The organism is Mesorhizobium sp. RCAM 05099 (genome assembly GCF_059683685.1).
The window spans coordinates 5,691,458-5,708,497 of the sequence record NZ_CM185035.1 but is presented as its reverse complement, the minus strand read 5'-3'; the positions used below and the strand labels follow the sequence as shown (position 1 = coordinate 5,708,497).

The window sequence follows — 17,040 nt, the reverse complement described above, 5'->3', positions numbered from 1 at the left end:
GAGTATATTATGTATAAAATGTCACGACGCAGTTTCGTCAAGCGGTCAGTCGGTACGCTAGCAGCGCTTTCAGCGATCGCTTCGCCAGCGATTGTTCAAGCACGTACGGGCCGCATCGGCTTTGCCATGGAAACATTTACGGTGCCCCGGTGGAAGAACTTGGACAAACCGAGTTTTGAGGATGCCGTGCGTAAAGGAGGATTTGAGGCGGTAGTCGTCCAGGCAAATTTCGACGTCGCTCAGCAGCTACGTGACGTTGAAAACCTCCTCTCACAAGGCGTGGACGCACTTGCCATCGTGGCCGTCGAGTCAAAGGCCGCCATTAACATGGCTCGACGGGCGCAACGCGAGGGAGTTCCGGTAATAGCATACAACACTGCGATCCCGAGCTCCGACGTCGCAGCTTTCGTCTCGCGTGACAACGGAAATGTTGGACGCTCGGCCGTGAAAGCAGCCGAAAAGGAGGGAGTTCTGGCAGGCAATTGGGTCATCATCTCGGGGCAGCCCGGAAACGCCGTGGCTGAGGAAGTCACAAAGGGATATTTTGAAATACTGCAGCCATACATCGACAGCGGGAAATTGAAAATCGTTAGCCACGAGTTTCAAGCGGGCTGGGACCCGGAATCTGCGCGCAAGCAGGCCGAAAACGCGCTGACCGCTAACAACAACAACATCCAAGGCTTCCTGTGCAACAATGACGGGATGGCTGGTGGCGCTATCGCTGCCATCGAGCGTCTCGGTCTGCCGGACACAATTTTCGTCTCTGGGCAGGACGCGACGAGCGACGGATGTCGCCAGATCATAGAGGGCCGCATGAAGCTATCAAGCTTCACAAGATTTGACGTAATGGGACGGACAGCCGGAGAAGTTGCGGTTCAATTTGCCCGCGGTGAAAAGCCAAAAGCTCCAAGCGAGTATAAAACAGGGGACCTCAGCATACCTCTGTATCCGATAGAGGACTTCAACGTTACCAGGGAAAATATGGCGACATATTTCTCGCAGTACAGCCCGGGATATGTCGATGCGCCGACTGTTCTCAAGGGCCTTCCAGATGGAGTTCTACCCGCAGGGCTAGCGAAGTTCCGATAGGCTTTATGAGCCTCGCGCTTAGCGCGAGGCTCCCTTCTCGCTGCGGAGACGAAGATGTCTGTGAAACAAGAAATTATGGATGCTCGTGCTGGCGACGCCAAAGAGACGTCCGTGGCGTCAGATCTGAGAGATTTGCGATTAGTGCTCCTTCTTGGATTCACAATCGTGACGTGGGTGGTGTTTCATTTTTTTCTCACTGACGGCTTCGTCCTAACGCAACGAAATCTAAGTACCCTGTCCGTTCAGATGGCGGTCACGGCCATTCTGGCTATGGGCATGACTTTGCTGCTGGTTGCCCGCGAGATCGACTTGTCTGCTGGCGCAGTCATGGCATTGATTATGGTTGCGATATTTCAGTGCCAAGTGAAATACGAAATAGGCACGTGGGAGACAATCGTCATCGCACTTGCCATAGGGACGACGGTGGGAGCCTTGCACGGAATAGTCCGTGTCAGTCTTGGGATCCCATCCTTCATTATTACGTTGGCCGGTTTCTCGTGGATCCGCGGTGTTGCGTTCATAATTCCCGACGGCCAAACTCTTTCTGGTGCCTCAGAAGGGTTCTACGCCATTGCAAATTCTGAGGTCCCGCCTGTCGTATCCGCGGTCCTCATAGCGGCGATCGGCGCGATCTCGGCTTGGGGTATTGTTGGCCAAGTCAAGCAACAAAGAGGTGGGGTGGGAATCACTCGGGTTGTCAATGCCGCTAGGCTCGGCTTTCTGATTGTCTTTTTGGCGGGCGCGCTGTGGGTCTTCTCGGGCTACCGAGGCCTTCCGTATCCGACTGTTTTGCTTTTGGCGTTGGGGATACTTTTGCACACATTCACTCGCAAGACTGATATTGGCCGCTACGTCTACGCCATCGGAGGAAATCCGGAAGCAGCCAAGCGAGTTGGTATTGCGGTGCCCGTCATAATCGTCTCGCTGTTCATGCTCATGGGCGTCCTGACCGCCGTCGCGGCAATCATACAATCGTCGTTGCTCGATGCGGCACCCCCAGGGATCGGCGAGCTTCTAGCTCTGAATGCGATAAGCGCAGCCATTATTGGCGGTACAAACCTTTTCGGGGGACAAGGTACCATCCCGGGGGCGATTGCCGGCGCAATGCTCATGGCGAGCATCTCGAATGGACTGAGTTTGGCGGGAGTTAACACGTTCTACCAAATGGTCGCGACCGGGATCATCCTGCTGTTTGCAGTGGGTCTCGATTCATTGAGCCGCAGGGGCGAGACGAGGATTTAGAGATGCAGAACGTAATTGAGGCGCGATCGATCGCCAAGCATTACAGGGCTGTGACCGCTCTGGAGAACGTTAATTTCCATATCAAGCCTGGTGAAGTTGTCGGCTTTGCCGGGGATAATGGCGCAGGAAAATCCACTTTGATGAGGACTGTGGCGGGGGATGTCGAGCCGAGCGCCGGGCAGTTGCTTGTGAACGGTTCGCAGCTTGTGGCGTACAATCCTAAGCGCGCTCGCGAACTCGGAATCGAAATGGTCTACCAGGATCTCGCGCTCTGCGATAATCTTGAAATATATGAAAATATCTTTCTTGGACGAGAAATTCGTCGCTTCGGGGCATTCGGCATAAATGCGTTGGACCGATCAACTATGTTGCGGAGAGCAAGCCAAATCCTGGAAAAGCTTGAGTTGCAATTGCCGTCGCTCACCGAGCCGGTCTCGGCGCTTTCAGGAGGGCAACGCCAACTGGTGGCGATTGCTCGGGCGATGGCCTCATCCCCGAAGTTGGTTATTTTGGATGAGCCTACCGCAGCGCTGTCAGTGAAAGCCGGACGCCCCTTGCTGGAGCTGATTCGTAAGCTGCCTGGGAGCGGGACTTCGGTGATGCTAGTGAGCCACCGACTATCAGATCTGATGGAGACAACACATCGCATCTACATTTTGAGGCGCGGTAGTATCGCATGTGAGCTTCAAACCGAGCATACAACAGAGACTGAGATACTTCACCATATGGCTGGCGTTGGGGAACGGGTGGCATAACATGTCATGCGAAACTCATGACTTCATCGGCAAATTGTCGGTGTCAACCGTCCAGGATTCGTTTGCGGAGCTCTTTGCTGCGCTGGGCCTGGAAGAAGCACGTCGCCCGTCCCCAATTGATGACGACCCTTGTGCGGCGGCAGATCGGTGACGTCGGCCCCTTCGAATACCATGCTGCCCATGCTCGGTCGGTCGCGCCCGGCGATTAGTCGAAGCGGCGTGCTCTTGCCCGGGGCCGCTGGGGTCGGGATGGCGATGAATTCGTGTTTGGCGATGTCGATGGGCAGATTTGTGCGGGGCACGGACCTGGCCGTGTTAGGGCGCGACTCACCGCCAATGTGAATGTGAGGCGTAGCAACGCCATCAAAGGCTCAAGCTCATGGGTGCTCCATCTGGACATTGACTCCTCTGGCGGGGATCTCGAGCCCCGCCAGAGGATACAGCCGTCGCTTGGGAGTTAGGAACGGACTGTGAATCAGGCTGCCTGGAAATTCGGCCAGACCCACCCCCATTTCTGGGGAGACGTCCTGACGGCCGATATTCATGGCCCAGCTCAACTCACTGGCTTGCCTTCCGATTATCCATGCGGACCGAATGACAACAATGACGATTGGCGGAACGATTAATTGGCAACGCTTATGAATATCCAGGTCTGGTATATTCGCCTTCATCGACGTGGCGGATGAGAGGACTTTGCGCGCGCTGCCGAAGAGCTGAACGTCTCGCGCTGGGTGCCTACTGTATCTGCAGGAGTTTGATTTTCGGATCCGTCGACAGGTTTGCGGGACTGCCGCCCGTAATCGGGGCGAGCGCCTGGCCGAGCAGCAAAACTGTGCGTCGACCGCTAGTCAACTGGCGATGGCCGGCGACTCGGCGGCAAAATCTGCTCCTGTGAAGCAACGCAGGAGGCGAACGATGGAATTCTTTTGCGGACTGGACGTGGCGATGGACGAAACAGCGGTGTGCGTCGTCGACGATCATGGCGTTGTGCATCTTGAGATGACGACGGTGACTGATCCCGACGCGCTGTTTGCGACGTTGAAGCCGTTTCTGCCGCGCCTGCGGCGTGTGGGCCACGAAGCAGGATCACTGTCGCCCTGGCTGCATCCGGAACTCAAGAAACTCGGCCTGCCGGCCGTCTGCCTGGAGACGCAGCACGTGCGCGCCGCGATGTCGGCGCAGCGCAACAAAACCGACAAGGCCGATGCGCTCGGCATCGCCCATATCATGCGCACCGGCTGGTTCCGCCAGGCCCATATCAAGTCGGAAAGCTGCTACCGGACCAAGCTTCTGCTGACGCACCGGCGCAATCTGAAGGCCAAGTTCCTCGACCTTGAGAACGCCATCCGCCATTCGCTGAAGGCGTTCGGCATCCGCCTAGGCAAGGTCGGTCGAGGGGCTTTCGAGCAGACGGTGCGCACCGCGGTGGCGGACGACCCGCTGTCGTCCGAGCTGATGGACGCCATGCTGTCGGCGCGCGCAGCGCTGTGGAGACAGTATTGCCGGCTGCACGATCTCGTCGTGAAAATGGTGGCGCGCAGCGAACTGTGCCGACGCTTCATGGCAATTCCTCGGCGTCGGCCCCGTCACAGCACTTTCGTTCATGACGGCGATTGACGATCCGTCACGCTTCCGTCGCTCACGCGACGTCGCGGCCTACTTCGGGCTGACCTCGCGGCGCTGGCAGTCGGGCACCTCGATCGACGTTCAGGGTCGTATATCGAAGGCCGGCGATGCCGATGTTCGACGCTCGCTCTACGAGGCGGCGTCGGGGCTGATGACGCGCTTCAAGGGCAGGGACAAGGTTAAGAGCTGGGGCCAGGCGATCGCCAAACGCTCCTGCCACCGCAAGGCCTGTGTCGCCGTGGCGCGCAAGCTGGCGGTGATCATGCACGCGATCTGGACCGACGGCACGTTCTATGTCGGCGATCCGGCGGCAAGCCAGGCGGACGCCGCGCGCCGTGCCCATGACAAAGCCCGCAAGCTGCTCGGAGCGCATCGATGAGCAGAAGACCGACAGTTGAAACGCATGGCACCGGCACGTTGACGGACGCCATCTGAGACAAGGAATCCGCTCCGGCGGATGAGGACCGATGCAGACCAGGAACGACGGAACGCACGTTATCTTGCCTGCGGCCGCGCCGATCGCGAGACGGCCGGACCGCGCCGGATTGCCTGTGACGATGCTCCGTCACTCCGATGGAAAAGTGCGCCACGACGGTTCCCGTGCTGCAAATAAGCAGCGCTGCTACGCCGTCGCAGAGCGCGGAAGACTGCACGGCGCATCGGAACTCGACGCAAGAGTACGGGATCGTGGTTTAGGGCATAGAATAGTCTATTATCGTAATTTTGAAGAGGAACGACGATGGAAAGAAAGTCGCGGAAAATACGACCGATTAAGACGGCAAGGTTAATTGCAGCATCGTTCACCCACCGGTCGATCTCGATGACATCGAAACTGTCACGATCGCGCGTGAGAAATGCGTCGTGTGCCTGCCAAGGGGGTGGACGAGATCGTCTGGCCAGCCAAAGTCGCGTTCGAGCGACAACAGTCGAACCCGAGCTTCTGCAAGCCAGTGGGCTCCCGCCGCGGAGACAGCACGGAGCAATAGTCCCGCTGGTAATTCATCACCTATGCTTATTAATCTATCTGTTCTTTATCATTGTTGTCAATGGCTTCACATGGATAATTCCAACTCCGCCAACGGGTTGAGACAGCCATGAACATTACCCAGACCGACATGTCTCAGCTTGAGAGCTTAGGTCGCGATGAGGCCTGTGTTGGGAGTTTTGCTGGCCGGGGCACTTCTATCGTTCGTTCTGAGTTTCGACGAATTCATCATAGCATTCTTCGTGGCCGGGCCGAATCCAACGCTCCCCATCTTTATGCTCGCCTCTGTGAAACGCGGTATCACGCCTGAACTGAACGCAATCGAGACCTCTGTTCTCGGCGTTTCATCTCTTATGGCGCTGACTGTTTTCCTGATTGCGCGAAAGAGCACGTGGAGTCGCAAGCAATGTCTTTTTCCCCATTGGCCAAATCGCTAGGCCCAGAAGTGGAGATTTCTAAAGTGGGTATTCTAGAAAGAATGCGTTTGGACGGAAAGACCGCTTTCGTAACAGGGGGCGCACGCGGTATTGGCAAAGCAATCGCCAGTGCACTAGCCGAGGCCGGGGCGCAGGTCGCCATTGTAGATCTTGATCTGGATGAAGCGAAGAAGGCTTGCGCGGAGATATCGGCCGCAAACGGTAGCAGGCTGATTGCCATTAAGACAGATATTACAGATCCACGACAGGTAAATGCGATGATAGACAGCATTCTCGAAGAGTTCGGCCGCCTCGATATTGCTTTCTGCAACGCGGGAATCTCAAACGAAGTGGCGGTAGAGGACGACACGTACGAGGATTGGAAGAAGATCATTGAAGTGAACCTAAACGGTACCTTCTTGACCGCGCAGGCTGCCGGGCGGGTCATGCTGAAACAGGGAGGCGGTTCAATCGTCTGCACAGCATCTATGTCGGCTCATATTGTCAACATTCCCCAGCGCGAAGCGTCATATGCAGCATCAAAAGCAGCGGTCATCCAGATGTCCAAGGCAATGGCCATCGAATGGGCGACTAGGAACGTGCGAGTAAACACCATAAGCCCTGGGTATATGGCGACAGAAATGACGTTGAAGTCCCCCGCGTTACGACCTCTGATCGAGCAGTGGGAGCAACTGTCGCCACTTCGCCGCATGGGGAAGCCGGAAGAATTACAATCGATCGCCGTGTATCTCGCAGGCGACACTAGTTCGTTTACAACTGGGGCCGATTTCATTGTCGACGGTGCGTATACGTGTTTCTAAGATCTACGCTTAGCGGCCATAAGCAAATAGGGGAATCGCTATGTTACTTTCATGCACCAACATGATGGTCCCAGGAAGAACTTTGACTGACAAGGCAACTCTATTGCGGAGCTGGGGTTACAAAGGTATCTCCGTATTTGCCGATCATGACTCGTGGAACGATGAGAAGATGGATGAATTACTTCATCTCGAAGAAAACGCCGGCGTTACACCTTGTGAGTTCCTATTCATGTCGCCCGCCGCCGGGAAACTGATGAGTGATGATTCCCGAGAGAGGGCAGCCACAAAGGCACTCTATGTCCAGGCGGCTGAGGTGTGCGCGCAAATCGGCGCTATCACTGAAATCGAATATCTTCTGGGACCTCAGGACCCTCTGCCGTTGTTCGACATATATCGGCAGATGACGCCGGAACAAGAGGATGATTTCGTTTCGATCTACCGGGATATCGCTCAGGCTGTGGTCGGGACCGAAGGGGCCGTCCTCCTCGAGGGGATCAACCGCTATGAAAGCCCCTATTTGAACAGCATTGTGGACTGCGCGCGGGTAGCGTCCAAGGTTGGCTTGAAGGAAACTGGGATTCTGCCCGATTTCTTTCACATGTCGATCGAGGAGGCCGATATAGCTGACGCTATAACGGCCGTTGCTGACAGCGGCGCTATTCGACATGTGCATTTGGGCGACAACAACCGCTGTACGCCAGGATCCGGAAGCATTGACTGGGAGCGCGGGCTTAGAGCGCTCAAGGTGTGCGGATATAGCCGATTCATCAATTTGGAATGTAGCACGATGGGACGCCCAGAAGTCACATTGCCCGCCGCGGCCGATTTTTTGAACGGTATTCTCGGTAGGATATAGACGATGATAGAAGATTTTTCGCTCAGAAGGCCTTTTTTCGAACTTGGCCCGAAAGTCTATTTATACGGTGATAGGGCAATCGAGCTCGCGTTGCATGCTGATAAGCTGTGTGACGACTATGGCGTCGATATCATCTGCACGGCGCAGTACACTGACATCTATCGTATCGCGCAAAAGACAACCCACCTAAAAGTATTTGCTCAACACATGGATGCGAATTGCATCGGTCGTGGTGTAGGCGCGGTATTGCCTGAAGCCCTTAGAGAAGCGGGTGCAGTAGGTGTTCTGCTGAACCACGCTGAGAAACCCTTAAGTCTTTCCTCGCTACACGCAACGATCCGTCGAGCGGATGAAGTTGGGCTCGCTACGCTGGTTTGCGCTGGATCGGTCGAAGAAAGTGCTGCTGTTGCTAGGCTCAGACCCAACATTGTTCTGGCAGAGTCTCCTGCGTTGATCGGGGGCGGGAAGCGTAGCGCAGATGACATTCAGGAGATCGAGAGAACCAACCAGGCTGTGAGTGAGGTGGACAAGGAAATCCAGGTGCTGCACGGAGCAGGGATTAGCGACGAGAATGATGTCTACCAAATCGTTCGTGCGGGCGCCGACGGCACTGGTTCCACCAGTGCTGTGATGTGTGCGGCCGATCCAAAGGACATGCTCGAACGAATGATAAGGGAAATGAGTCGCGCGTACCGCGAGAGAGTCGGAAATTGAAGGGAGCTTAACCACTATGGCAGTGTTTCATGAGACTATATCAGTCAAGTCGCGGCACGGTATCCATTTTGAAGACGTCACGGACAAAGTAACCACGATTGTCACTGCGGCCGGTATTCAAAACGGCATGGTGGTCGTATTCAGTCAGCACACCAGCTGCAGCGTGCTTATTCAAGAAGACTCTGAGGGGGAGACCTACGGAAAAATCCCGCTCATTCTTCAGGACACCATCAATTGTCTCGAAAAGATTATTCCGGATTGCAAGTACGAAGGACAGTATCTGCATCCTGGGGAGTTCCACACGCAACAAGCGTTGGCGCTGCGGGGGGAACTGAATGAATGGTGTCTAAATACGGATGGGCATATACGTTCCTGTTTGCTTGGTCGTTCGGAGGCAATACCGCTGCTTGACGGTAAAATGACCCTGGGTCTTTTCGGGCGGATCTATTTCGCAGATCTTGATCAAACCCGCGAGAGGGAACGCGTCGTTCGGGTTCAGATCGTTGGCGAGTAGTCGAGAGATCCGTGCAAACCGGTAGGGGCCTCGTCACGCCCATCGGAGACAGCAGCCTCAGTCTTCACAATCTTCGCAGGACCAAGTCTTTTTGAGCGCAAGTCGAAGGATGAGAAGCGATTTGGAGTGGTGGCAACGATGGCGATTATTACAGTTGACCTAGGGACTACCAATATCAAGGTAGGTGCGTATACGGATAACGTGACCCTGGTCGCGTTGGAAAGCGCGGGGGTTTCTTACCTGCGGAAGAACACCATCGTCGAGTTCGATGCAGAGCATTATCTAGCTCGAATTTTGGATCTCGTGGCATCGTGTTACAGGAGAGCGCAACCGATTCTTGGGCGGGAGCAGCCGGTACAATTGGTTTTAACCGGCCAGGCAGAGTCGCTCATCGTGGCCGATGAGTCGGGAAAACCCTTGCGGAACGGCATTTCTTGGCTGGACATGCGCTCTCAAAGTGAATGCGAAGAGTTGTCCGCATTGTTTGACCGAGATACATGCTATCGCATAACCGGCCAGCCTGAAATTATCCCGACTTGGCCGCTGACGAAGTTGTTGTGGATTAAACACAACGAGCCCGAGTGTTTCAAGAAGGCGCGTAAGTTTTTTCTGCTCAAGGATTACGTTATATACCACTTGACTGGTCATTTTGTTGGGGAGCATTCGATTTACCCATTTTCTCACTATTTCGATGTGACAAGACGGGTATATTGGGATGATCCGCTGAGATATTGTGGTGTCGAAATATGTCAATTGCCCAGGTTGATAGATCCCTGCTCGATTGTCGGAGAGATACTGCCACGTGTGCGAAGGAAGCTCGATTTTCCGACTGGCTGCACTGTCAATTCAGGCACGCTCGATCATTTCGCGGGCATGATTGGCACGGGGAATATTACTCAGGGAATTGTCAGTGAGTCGGCGGGGACGGTCTCTTCTATTGCGACACTTGTTGAAAAACCGTTTGCTTCACCGTCGCGTATCCCATTATACTGCGGACCTTTCGATAATAGCTATGTTTATCTTCCGGTATGTGAATCGGGCGGTATTAGTTTAGAATGGTTTAGGAATGAATTTCTACCTGGCGTGTCTTTTAAAGAGATAGACGCGGTGGCCAGTAAGAAAGAGGTCGACCGCCGCTTGACGTTCCTGCCATACCTTACGGGCGTTAATCCACCTGAGTTTGACCGAAACGCAACGGGGGTATTCTTTGGCGCAACAATCGCACACGACTCTTACGACTTCGCCTTGGCAATTATGTATGGGGTTGCCTGTCTGCTTCGTAAGAATATCGACAACTTCAGAGCGTCCGGTATATGTGTCGGAAAGATCATCTCGACAGGCGGTGGTGCTAAATCTTCATTGTGGTCTCAGATCAAGGCCAACATTTGCGGCTTGCCGGTTGCTATCCCTGCCGACGAAGAGGCACCAAGTCTAGGTGCGGCTATAATTGGAGCTGTCACGGTAGGTGAGTATGCGAGCTATGGAGAGGCTGCGTCGCAATGCGTTAAAGTCGGAACGGTATACGATCCGGAATCCAACGATGGAGCGTTTGAAAAGCAATACCAGCTATTTCGTCGCTTATACGATGCGCTGGGGCCTGTTTTCAAGGAATTCCCAGCAAACGGGTAGTGCGCGCCCGGGAAGCTCAAGACCCTGAAGGGATGAGGGCGCGACGAGCTGCGGTGTCCACTCTAACCCGTCACGCCTATGTGCGATTGGCTGTCACCCGCTTGACGACCGCGATGAAATCTTCGACGAGCCGGTCGGGCGAACCCCGATGGCCGATGCCAATCACGCATTCGCGCATATCGGTGATGTCGCGGAAGACGACACCAGGACGGGCATAGTAGCGCGCAGTGCTGTCGGCGGTAATGCTGATGCCGCGGCCCATCGCAACGGCCTGCAGTTCAGATTCGACAGTCGCCACTTCGAGCGCGACCGTCGCCGGCCGACTGCTGTCGCGATACTCGCTCCCCAGCCAATACTCCCGCCAGATCCCGGGCGTAGGCGAAGTGATGAGAGGTTCGTCCAATATGTCAGCGAGCAGGACGGTCGGCTTGGCCGTGAGCGGATGGCCGGTGGGCAGGCAGGCAACGCATTTCTCATAGGCGATCTCGACGATGTCGACATCTTCCGCCCCGATCGGCGGGCGGATAATGCCGCAATCGACCTCACCGGCAATGAGCCCGGCGCTGGGGTCGGAGAAATCATACTCCTTCAATCGCAAGATCGCGTCTGGCCGCACCCGCTCGAACTCCCTGACGATCGCCGGAATGAATTCGACTGCGGTACCGATCATGAAGCCGACGCGAAGCTCGCTTTTGAGGGCCAGTTGCAGCCGCCGCGCTTCGTCTTGGAACTGGTCCATGGAGCGGCTGAGCGCCAAAGCCTTTGCGAGCAGCTTCTCGCCTGGCTCGGTGAGGCTCACGGCGCGTGTCGTACGTTCGAACAAAGGAAAGCCGGCGTTCTCTTCGAGCTGGATGATGGTCTGCGAGAGGGCAGGCTGCGATACATTCAGGCGCTCTGCCGCTCGAGAGAAGCTCTTCTCTTGCGCCACGACAATGAAGGACCGTACATGCCGGAACTGGATATTCATAAGCGTCACCAATTAATCGTTCCGCTATTTCATCCCTTTTGTCAATGGCTTTGGGTGGTTAATCGCTAGCAGGAACGAACGCCGAGGCGCACCGTGAACATTGAGGCCCTCCCCGGAGTTCTGCTGTCCCCCGTGGATGGCGTCGACGGGCTGCTACAGCGCTGCACCTATCCGGCTTGGAATGCGTACTTTGCCGGCAGGGCAGCCGCACAATTCGGCGGCTCGCGTCAGTTCGAAGAGAACAATATGTCATTCTGACCGCGCTCTTCAGGTCAGCGCCCAGTCTGAACATGACCCAGTGCTCCGATGGTCGCCGTCAATGCATCCACATCACCACATTCCAGCATCAACTCCACGCCGTTCGGCAATGACGCGCTCACCTTGGCCGGAGAGGAAAAAAGCGCAGTCCTTTTCGATGCCCGACCCACGCACCTCATCGCAAGTCCCCGGCAAATCCACCGCAGCCATGCTGCTCTGTCGCAGCAAGGCCCGATCGGCAGCACTTTCAATCTGAACCGGGATGAACGCCGGTGGTGAGGATGGCGGGAGGGACTGGGTCTTCGCGCGCTTCTTTATCCACTTCCGAAGAAGGTTCGCATTGACCCCATGTTCGAGCGCAAGCCTCGATACCGACACGCCAGGCTCAAGGCAGGCCGAGACAAGACGGTCCTTCGATGCAAGGGTCGTATCGGCGTCGCCCGTTCCGACCGACAAGCCTCACCCGCAGTTTCTGCTCGTCTTCTTCCATCACTTGGTGTCAACCTATTTTGGTGGACACCTCATGCATCAGAGCACTCAACAGCAAAAGGTGCGGGGAAATTCGCGCTTACCTTAATCTCTGATCAAACTGGACTAGTTCCAGGCGGCAACGTCATGGCCGAACTTCTCGAAGGCGATCATGGCCACCAGGTTCGGCCCCGCCGAGCCCCGGTCGGTTGGAATGGCGCCGGCGGTTGGCTGATCCTCTCGCAATCCCGGCAGGTGACTCCTCCCGGACCGTCTGGATCACCCTTCATTGGCGCCCCCGAAACTGGCGGCCATTCATACGTCCCGCTTATAAATCGATCGCAAGTTTCACATTCTCAACCATCGGCGCAACTTCTAGACTGCCGAACATGGTGTACAGAAAAGCCAATGGAAGCCTGGTTGGGTCTGAGAAGGTCAGCGCCTCCGGGCTCAAAGCGGATAAAGAAGCGCCTCTTCGCGGCTGGACGGCCCGCGCAGAACCTACTTCGACCTTCGTCCGGATGTCCGGGCCGAATATCCCGGACGCTGAAGACTGTCGGTTTTTGAATCTGACCTCCCAAGCGTGGCCAAACGACATTGGTGCATCCGGCTCGCATGCTCCACGCAGCCGACTCCCGAGCGCAACAAATGACGTACGTTCGGTCGAACTGTGCTTCCTGTACCTTGCTCACGCTCGCCACTCGGCTCACGCTACTAGCCATCCCAGCAGGGTCAGTCTCTGGTTCCACGGTAGCATAGCTGTCGAGTCCGCCGCGAAACTTGCGCGGAAGAATGGCCACCCGGTCGGACAGATCGCTATCGTCATCGGACGCGACCAATGTCGATCGGTTGTGACAGAGGGTGGGATTTGGCCAGACAGGTCGCGCCTTCGACCCGACGACCCGGATATGATCTGCGGACGCCGAAGGCGCGTCTGCTACTCCACGACAGGCCCGGAACCTGCAGATTGGACGGCCCGCTCCCCCCGACGAATTGCGAGAGCATCCTAATCGAAGTGGAACGGACACGCCGAGCCTTTGAATACTATCGGACTGCAAGAAAGAAATGGAGAAGACTGATGGGACGGAAGCACTGCAAGAATCTACCAACTAAGCTGTCGCTGGGCATGCTGGGAACCCTTCTTTTCGCGGTGGGCGGCCATGCGGACGAAACTGGAACTGGTCCGGACGGCTGGAGCCAAGCGTATAAAGGAACACACTTGCAGATCATCGCTGAGGCGGCGACAAATTCGACAGTTCTACAGGACCTCCTTGCGGACTTCCAGAAAAAGACCGGGATCGAGGTGACGCTCGAGCAGGCGCCCTATGACATTTTGGTTCAGAAAGCGGTGCTCAATTTCGCGACAAAGAGTGGTACGTACGACGTCCTCTCCATTCCTTACGAGTATCTCGGGAGCTTTGCTGAACAGAAATATATCCAAATCGAGGATGATTTCTGCAATGCTCCGCCGAAGGGTGCGCCCACCACCTATCGCAGCGCGGACATCATTCCTGTGCTCTGGAAGGCGTCGTCCCAGTGGAAGGAGCATTGCTACGGCGTGCCGTCCAACAGTGGATTGATGATGATGTTCTACCGTAAGGACCTGTTTTCAGACCCGACCGAGCAGCAGGCCTTCAAAGCGAAGTATGGCTATGACCTCGCCCCCGCTAAAACATGGCAGCAATACAAGGACATCGCGGAGTTCTTCACTCGCAAGAGCGGAGACAAGTTGGCCGGTCAGGAACTCTCCTCGCCCATGTACGGAGTGGCGCTCGCGGGCAAGCGGCACACCGCCACCGTCCTAGAGTGGATGAACTACATGTGGACCTTCGGTGGCGACCTATTCGACTCGTCTGGCAATCCGGCCGTGAATTCTGCTGCGAACGTGGCGGCGCTCGACTTCGAGAAGTCGCTCACGGCGTACGCGCCGCCCGGCTACACCTCGGCAACATGGGACGAGGTCACCACTCAACTCGAGCAGGGCATCGCTGCAGAGTCCATTACCTGGGGCGACACCCCAGGCGCTATTGAGGACCCTACCCAGTCAAAGGTCGCCGGTAAAATTGGCTACGCCGCCATTCCGACTAAAGCCGTTGGCGATCATCCCGAGGCGCTCTTGGGCAGTTGGACATGGACAGTGAATGCGGACTCCGCCAACAAGGAGGCCGCCCAACTGTTCATGGCGTGGGCCCTGTCAAAGCCCACTCAGACCAAGCTCGCCGAACTTGGCGGCTTGCCGGCTTTGACGTCCGTCTTCAAAGACCCGGAGCTGCAGGCAAAACTGCCGTACTGGAACCAGGAGCTCTCTAGCCTGCAACAGTCTAAGGCGCGTCCGCGCATCCCACAATGGGGAGGCATGAACGACGTGCTGAGCAACCACCTGTCACAGGCCCTCAATGGCCAGGTGTCCTCGCAAGGCGCCTTGGACGATGCGCAGAACGAGATCACCAAGCTGTTGAACGGCGCTCTCCCGGTGACATACAAATAAGGTGGGCTTGGGCATGGGAAATAGCACAATTCTACGTGACGAGGCGGCAGAAAGGGGGGTGACACCCCCCCGCCTAGCGCGACCTAGCCGCCGGCGGCCGAAGCACGGGCAATGGTTCTACTTCTCGATGCAGACGCCGAGTTTGTTGATCCTACTGACCGTTGTTGTGGCCCCGGTGATCTACAGTATCCAACTGAGCTTCCACAGCTACAGCCTGGTCATTCCTGGCAAGACCGGCCAGTGGGTCGGTCTGGCCAACTACGAACGAATCATTCAAGATGACGCCTTTGGCAACGCCATCCTCACCACCATCATCTTCGTGGTTTCGGCGGTTGTCCTTGAAACTGTAATCGGCACTCTAGTCGGAATCTGGCTGCATCGGCTGAAGGTCTTCCAGCGGCTGGTCACTTCGGCATTGCTGTTGCCGATGATCCTGGCTCCGCTGATCGTCGGCTTGATGTTCAACTTTGCGTTCAACGCCCAATTCGGGTACCTGACCTGGATCCTTAGCGGGCTGGGTATCGGGCCGGCGGGCGGTATGCTGAGCCAAGGGTCTACGGCCCTAGTAGCTCTTATCGCTGCGGATGTGTGGGAATGGTTCCCGTTTGTCGCGCTGATGGTGGTTGCCGGATTGCGGGCGCTTCCGACCGAGCCGCTGGAGGCAGCCGAAATCGACGGGGCAACAACGCTTCAGAAGTATCGGCTCGTGATCTTGCCGATGCTCACCCCGATCCTCGCTGTGGCCGTCCTGTTCCGCACCACGGAAGCCGTGAGAGAGTTCGACAAGGTCTACATCCTTACTGGCGGCGGGCCGGGGTCATCGACCGTCGTGAACGACCTGTACCAATACCGTGTAAGTTTCGCCAATTGGGATCTCAGCTACGGTGCGGCGCTTAGCCTGGTTACCTTTGTCGTGGTCATGGCCTTGGCTGCCGTGATGTTCCACTTCCTCCTGCGCAAGGACATGCGTCAATGACATCAGCGCGAACTCGCAGTGGCATAGGCCAAGCGGTGATCCTGGCCATCGTCACAGTGGCAATCCTTGCCTACCTGTCACCGTTGCTGTGGCTGGTGCTCACCTCGTTCAAGAATCGCGTGGACATCTTCTCCTTGACTCCTAAGCTGACCTTCACGCCGACGCTCGACAACTACCGCGAGGCGTTCCAAAATAAGGGATTTAGCAGGAACCTTATCAACTCGGTCGTGGTTGCGCTTGCGTCCACTGCAATCGCGCTCGTGGTGGGCGTTCCTGCCGCTTACAGCCTGAGCCGGCGGAGCGGGCGGTTGCAGGGTGTCTACCTTCTTATGTTGCTTGGCACGCGGCTGCTGCCGGCGATGGTCCTGTCGGTGCCTCTGTTTCTGCTGGCCTATCAATTGGGGCTCAGCGGCACCTATACGGCGGTCATCGCCGCGTACCTAACATTCTCGATCCCCTTCACCGTGTGGATGATGCGCGGGTTCTTCATGGCGGTGCCGACGTCGCTCGACGAAGCCGCTCGATTGGACGGATGCAGCCACCTTGGAGCGTTCTTGCGCATCGTGCTGCCACTGACCCGGGGCGGGCTTGCTGCAACGAGCATCTTCTGCCTGATCAACTCCTGGAACGAGTTCCTTTTCGCGCTGGTCCTTACCTCACGGGATACGGCAACTATCCCGGTGGCGGTGCCAAACTTGCTCACTCCCATCGGGACGTTCTGGGGCCAGATCGCGGCGGTCGGCACTGTGACGGTGTTGCCAGTAGTGATCTTCGCGTTCGCCGTGCAGCGCTATATGGTTGCGGGAATGACCGGCGGCGCGATAGCTGGCGAGTAGTTAGGTGTTTGATCCCACGGTTTGATGGTAAGCGCGTGCCCACCGCACTTCGCATTGTGAACCGCGCTGGCCTTCGCAGCCGCCGTGCCGATCCTGTCACAACTGCTCAAGGCTGAACTGGCCGAACGGGAAGTGCGTTCCATCGCCTATCACATGAAGGCTGCGCGCTTCCCAGCCTACATGCAAACCGACTACGCCGCGCACTCCGTATCGGTCGTCGATCCCGACACCGGCGTCATCAGCCAGGCCCAGATCTTCGTGGCCGTGCTGGGAGCGTCGACCTTCATCTTCGCCCACGCCAGCCTCAGCCAGAAGCTGCCAGACTGCATCGAGGGCCAGTGCCGGGCGCTGAGCTTCTTCGGCGGCGTGCCGAAGGCGATCGTCTACGATTTTGTTCCCG

Annotated in this window: 12 protein-coding genes and 4 pseudogenes; 14 read left to right on the top strand and 2 right to left on the bottom strand. The window is 56.6% G+C overall.

The window, feature by feature from the left end:
• Nucleotides 1-9: 9 nt before the first annotated feature.
• The 9 genes and pseudogenes from AC56QQ_RS28130 to AC56QQ_RS28090 all read left to right on the top strand — a co-directional run bounded on the left by AC56QQ_RS28130 (nucleotide 10) and on the right by AC56QQ_RS28090 (nucleotide 10,647).
• On the top strand, nucleotides 10-1,089 hold the full coding sequence (locus tag AC56QQ_RS28130) for a sugar ABC transporter substrate-binding protein (protein ID WP_489859844.1): 1,080 nt from the start codon (nucleotides 10-12) through the stop codon (nucleotides 1,087-1,089).
• Between the two features lie 54 nt (nucleotides 1,090-1,143).
• Nucleotides 1,144-2,331 carry a sugar ABC transporter permease gene (locus AC56QQ_RS28125; RefSeq protein ID WP_497124165.1) on the top strand — a complete coding sequence of 396 codons (1,188 nt, stop codon included), beginning with the start codon at nucleotides 1,144-1,146 and terminating at the stop codon, nucleotides 2,329-2,331.
• A 2-nt stretch (nucleotides 2,332-2,333) separates the two neighbouring features.
• Complete coding sequence (locus AC56QQ_RS28120) at nucleotides 2,334-3,086, top strand: ATP-binding cassette domain-containing protein (protein ID WP_489859846.1); 753 nt, start codon at nucleotides 2,334-2,336, stop codon at nucleotides 3,084-3,086.
• 915 nt (nucleotides 3,087-4,001) lie between these two features.
• Nucleotides 4,002-5,091: pseudogene (locus AC56QQ_RS28115) on the top strand (IS110 family RNA-guided transposase).
• A 1,012-nt stretch (nucleotides 5,092-6,103) separates the two neighbouring features.
• A complete protein-coding gene (locus tag AC56QQ_RS28110) occupies nucleotides 6,104-6,934 on the top strand; it encodes an SDR family oxidoreductase (protein ID WP_489859847.1) in 831 nt (276 codons plus the stop codon).
• A gap of 82 nt (nucleotides 6,935-7,016) precedes the next feature.
• Nucleotides 7,017-7,790 carry a TIM barrel protein gene (locus tag AC56QQ_RS28105; RefSeq protein ID WP_489859848.1) on the top strand — a complete coding sequence of 258 codons (774 nt, stop codon included), beginning with the start codon at nucleotides 7,017-7,019 and terminating at the stop codon, nucleotides 7,788-7,790.
• Nucleotides 7,791-7,793: 3 nt separating this feature from the next.
• Nucleotides 7,794-8,504: a triose-phosphate isomerase gene (locus tag AC56QQ_RS28100; protein WP_489859849.1), complete on the top strand. Its 711-nt coding sequence runs from the start codon at nucleotides 7,794-7,796 to the stop codon at nucleotides 8,502-8,504.
• A 16-nt stretch (nucleotides 8,505-8,520) separates the two neighbouring features.
• Nucleotides 8,521-9,018: a secondary thiamine-phosphate synthase enzyme YjbQ gene (locus AC56QQ_RS28095; protein WP_497100576.1), complete on the top strand. Its 498-nt coding sequence runs from the start codon at nucleotides 8,521-8,523 to the stop codon at nucleotides 9,016-9,018.
• A 138-nt stretch (nucleotides 9,019-9,156) separates the two neighbouring features.
• A complete protein-coding gene (locus AC56QQ_RS28090) occupies nucleotides 9,157-10,647 on the top strand; it encodes a xylulokinase (protein WP_489859851.1) in 1,491 nt (496 codons plus the stop codon).
• Nucleotides 10,648-10,723: 76 nt separating this feature from the next.
• On the opposite strand, the gene AC56QQ_RS28085 is transcribed toward AC56QQ_RS28090, so the two are convergent.
• A complete protein-coding gene (locus tag AC56QQ_RS28085; protein WP_489859852.1) occupies nucleotides 10,724-11,575 on the bottom strand; it encodes a LysR family transcriptional regulator in 852 nt (283 codons plus the stop codon).
• Nucleotides 11,576-11,886: 311 nt separating this feature from the next.
• Nucleotides 11,887-12,362 (bottom strand): annotated as a pseudogene (gene tnpA, locus AC56QQ_RS28080) (IS66-like element accessory protein TnpA).
• Nucleotides 12,363-13,418: 1,056 nt separating this feature from the next.
• On the opposite strand from tnpA, the gene AC56QQ_RS28075 reads away from it, so the two are divergent.
• The 5 genes and pseudogenes from AC56QQ_RS28075 to AC56QQ_RS28055 all read left to right on the top strand — a co-directional run.
• On the top strand, nucleotides 13,419-14,828 hold the full coding sequence (locus AC56QQ_RS28075; protein WP_489859853.1) for an extracellular solute-binding protein: 1,410 nt from the start codon (nucleotides 13,419-13,421) through the stop codon (nucleotides 14,826-14,828).
• A 127-nt stretch (nucleotides 14,829-14,955) separates the two neighbouring features.
• Nucleotides 14,956-15,804 (top strand): carbohydrate ABC transporter permease, encoded by an 849-nt coding sequence (locus AC56QQ_RS28070; protein WP_489859854.1) that lies wholly within the window; start codon nucleotides 14,956-14,958, stop codon nucleotides 15,802-15,804.
• Nucleotides 15,805-15,839: 35 nt separating this feature from the next.
• On the top strand, nucleotides 15,840-16,640 hold the full coding sequence (locus AC56QQ_RS28065) for a carbohydrate ABC transporter permease (RefSeq protein ID WP_489859855.1): 801 nt from the start codon (nucleotides 15,840-15,842) through the stop codon (nucleotides 16,638-16,640).
• Nucleotides 16,641-16,709: 69 nt separating this feature from the next.
• Nucleotides 16,710-16,820: pseudogene (locus AC56QQ_RS28060) on the top strand (ATP-binding protein); the annotation flags it as partial.
• Nucleotides 16,812-17,030 (top strand): annotated as a pseudogene (locus AC56QQ_RS28055) (IS21 family transposase); the annotation flags it as partial. The pseudogenes AC56QQ_RS28060 and AC56QQ_RS28055, both read left to right, overlap by 9 nt.
• Between the last annotated feature and the right edge of the window lie 10 nt (nucleotides 17,031-17,040).

Bases quoted from the DNA above. Each gene is read 5' to 3' on its own strand.
- AC56QQ_RS28095 (WP_497100576.1), top strand. From the start codon at position 8,521: ATGGCAGTGTTTCATGAGACTATATCAGTCAAGTCGCGGCACGGTATC.
- AC56QQ_RS28070 (WP_489859854.1), top strand. From the start codon at position 14,956: ATGCAGACGCCGAGTTTGTTGATCCTACTGACCGTTGTTGTGGCCCCG.
- AC56QQ_RS28075 (WP_489859853.1), top strand. From the start codon at position 13,419: ATGGGACGGAAGCACTGCAAGAATCTACCAACTAAGCTGTCGCTGGGC.
- AC56QQ_RS28130 (WP_489859844.1), top strand. From the start codon at position 10: ATGTATAAAATGTCACGACGCAGTTTCGTCAAGCGGTCAGTCGGTACG.
- AC56QQ_RS28120 (WP_489859846.1), top strand. From the start codon at position 2,334: ATGCAGAACGTAATTGAGGCGCGATCGATCGCCAAGCATTACAGGGCT.
- AC56QQ_RS28110 (WP_489859847.1), top strand. From the start codon at position 6,104: ATGTCTTTTTCCCCATTGGCCAAATCGCTAGGCCCAGAAGTGGAGATT.
- AC56QQ_RS28125 (WP_497124165.1), top strand. From the start codon at position 1,144: ATGTCTGTGAAACAAGAAATTATGGATGCTCGTGCTGGCGACGCCAAA.
- AC56QQ_RS28090 (WP_489859851.1), top strand. From the start codon at position 9,157: ATGGCGATTATTACAGTTGACCTAGGGACTACCAATATCAAGGTAGGT.
- AC56QQ_RS28100 (WP_489859849.1), top strand. From the start codon at position 7,794: ATGATAGAAGATTTTTCGCTCAGAAGGCCTTTTTTCGAACTTGGCCCG.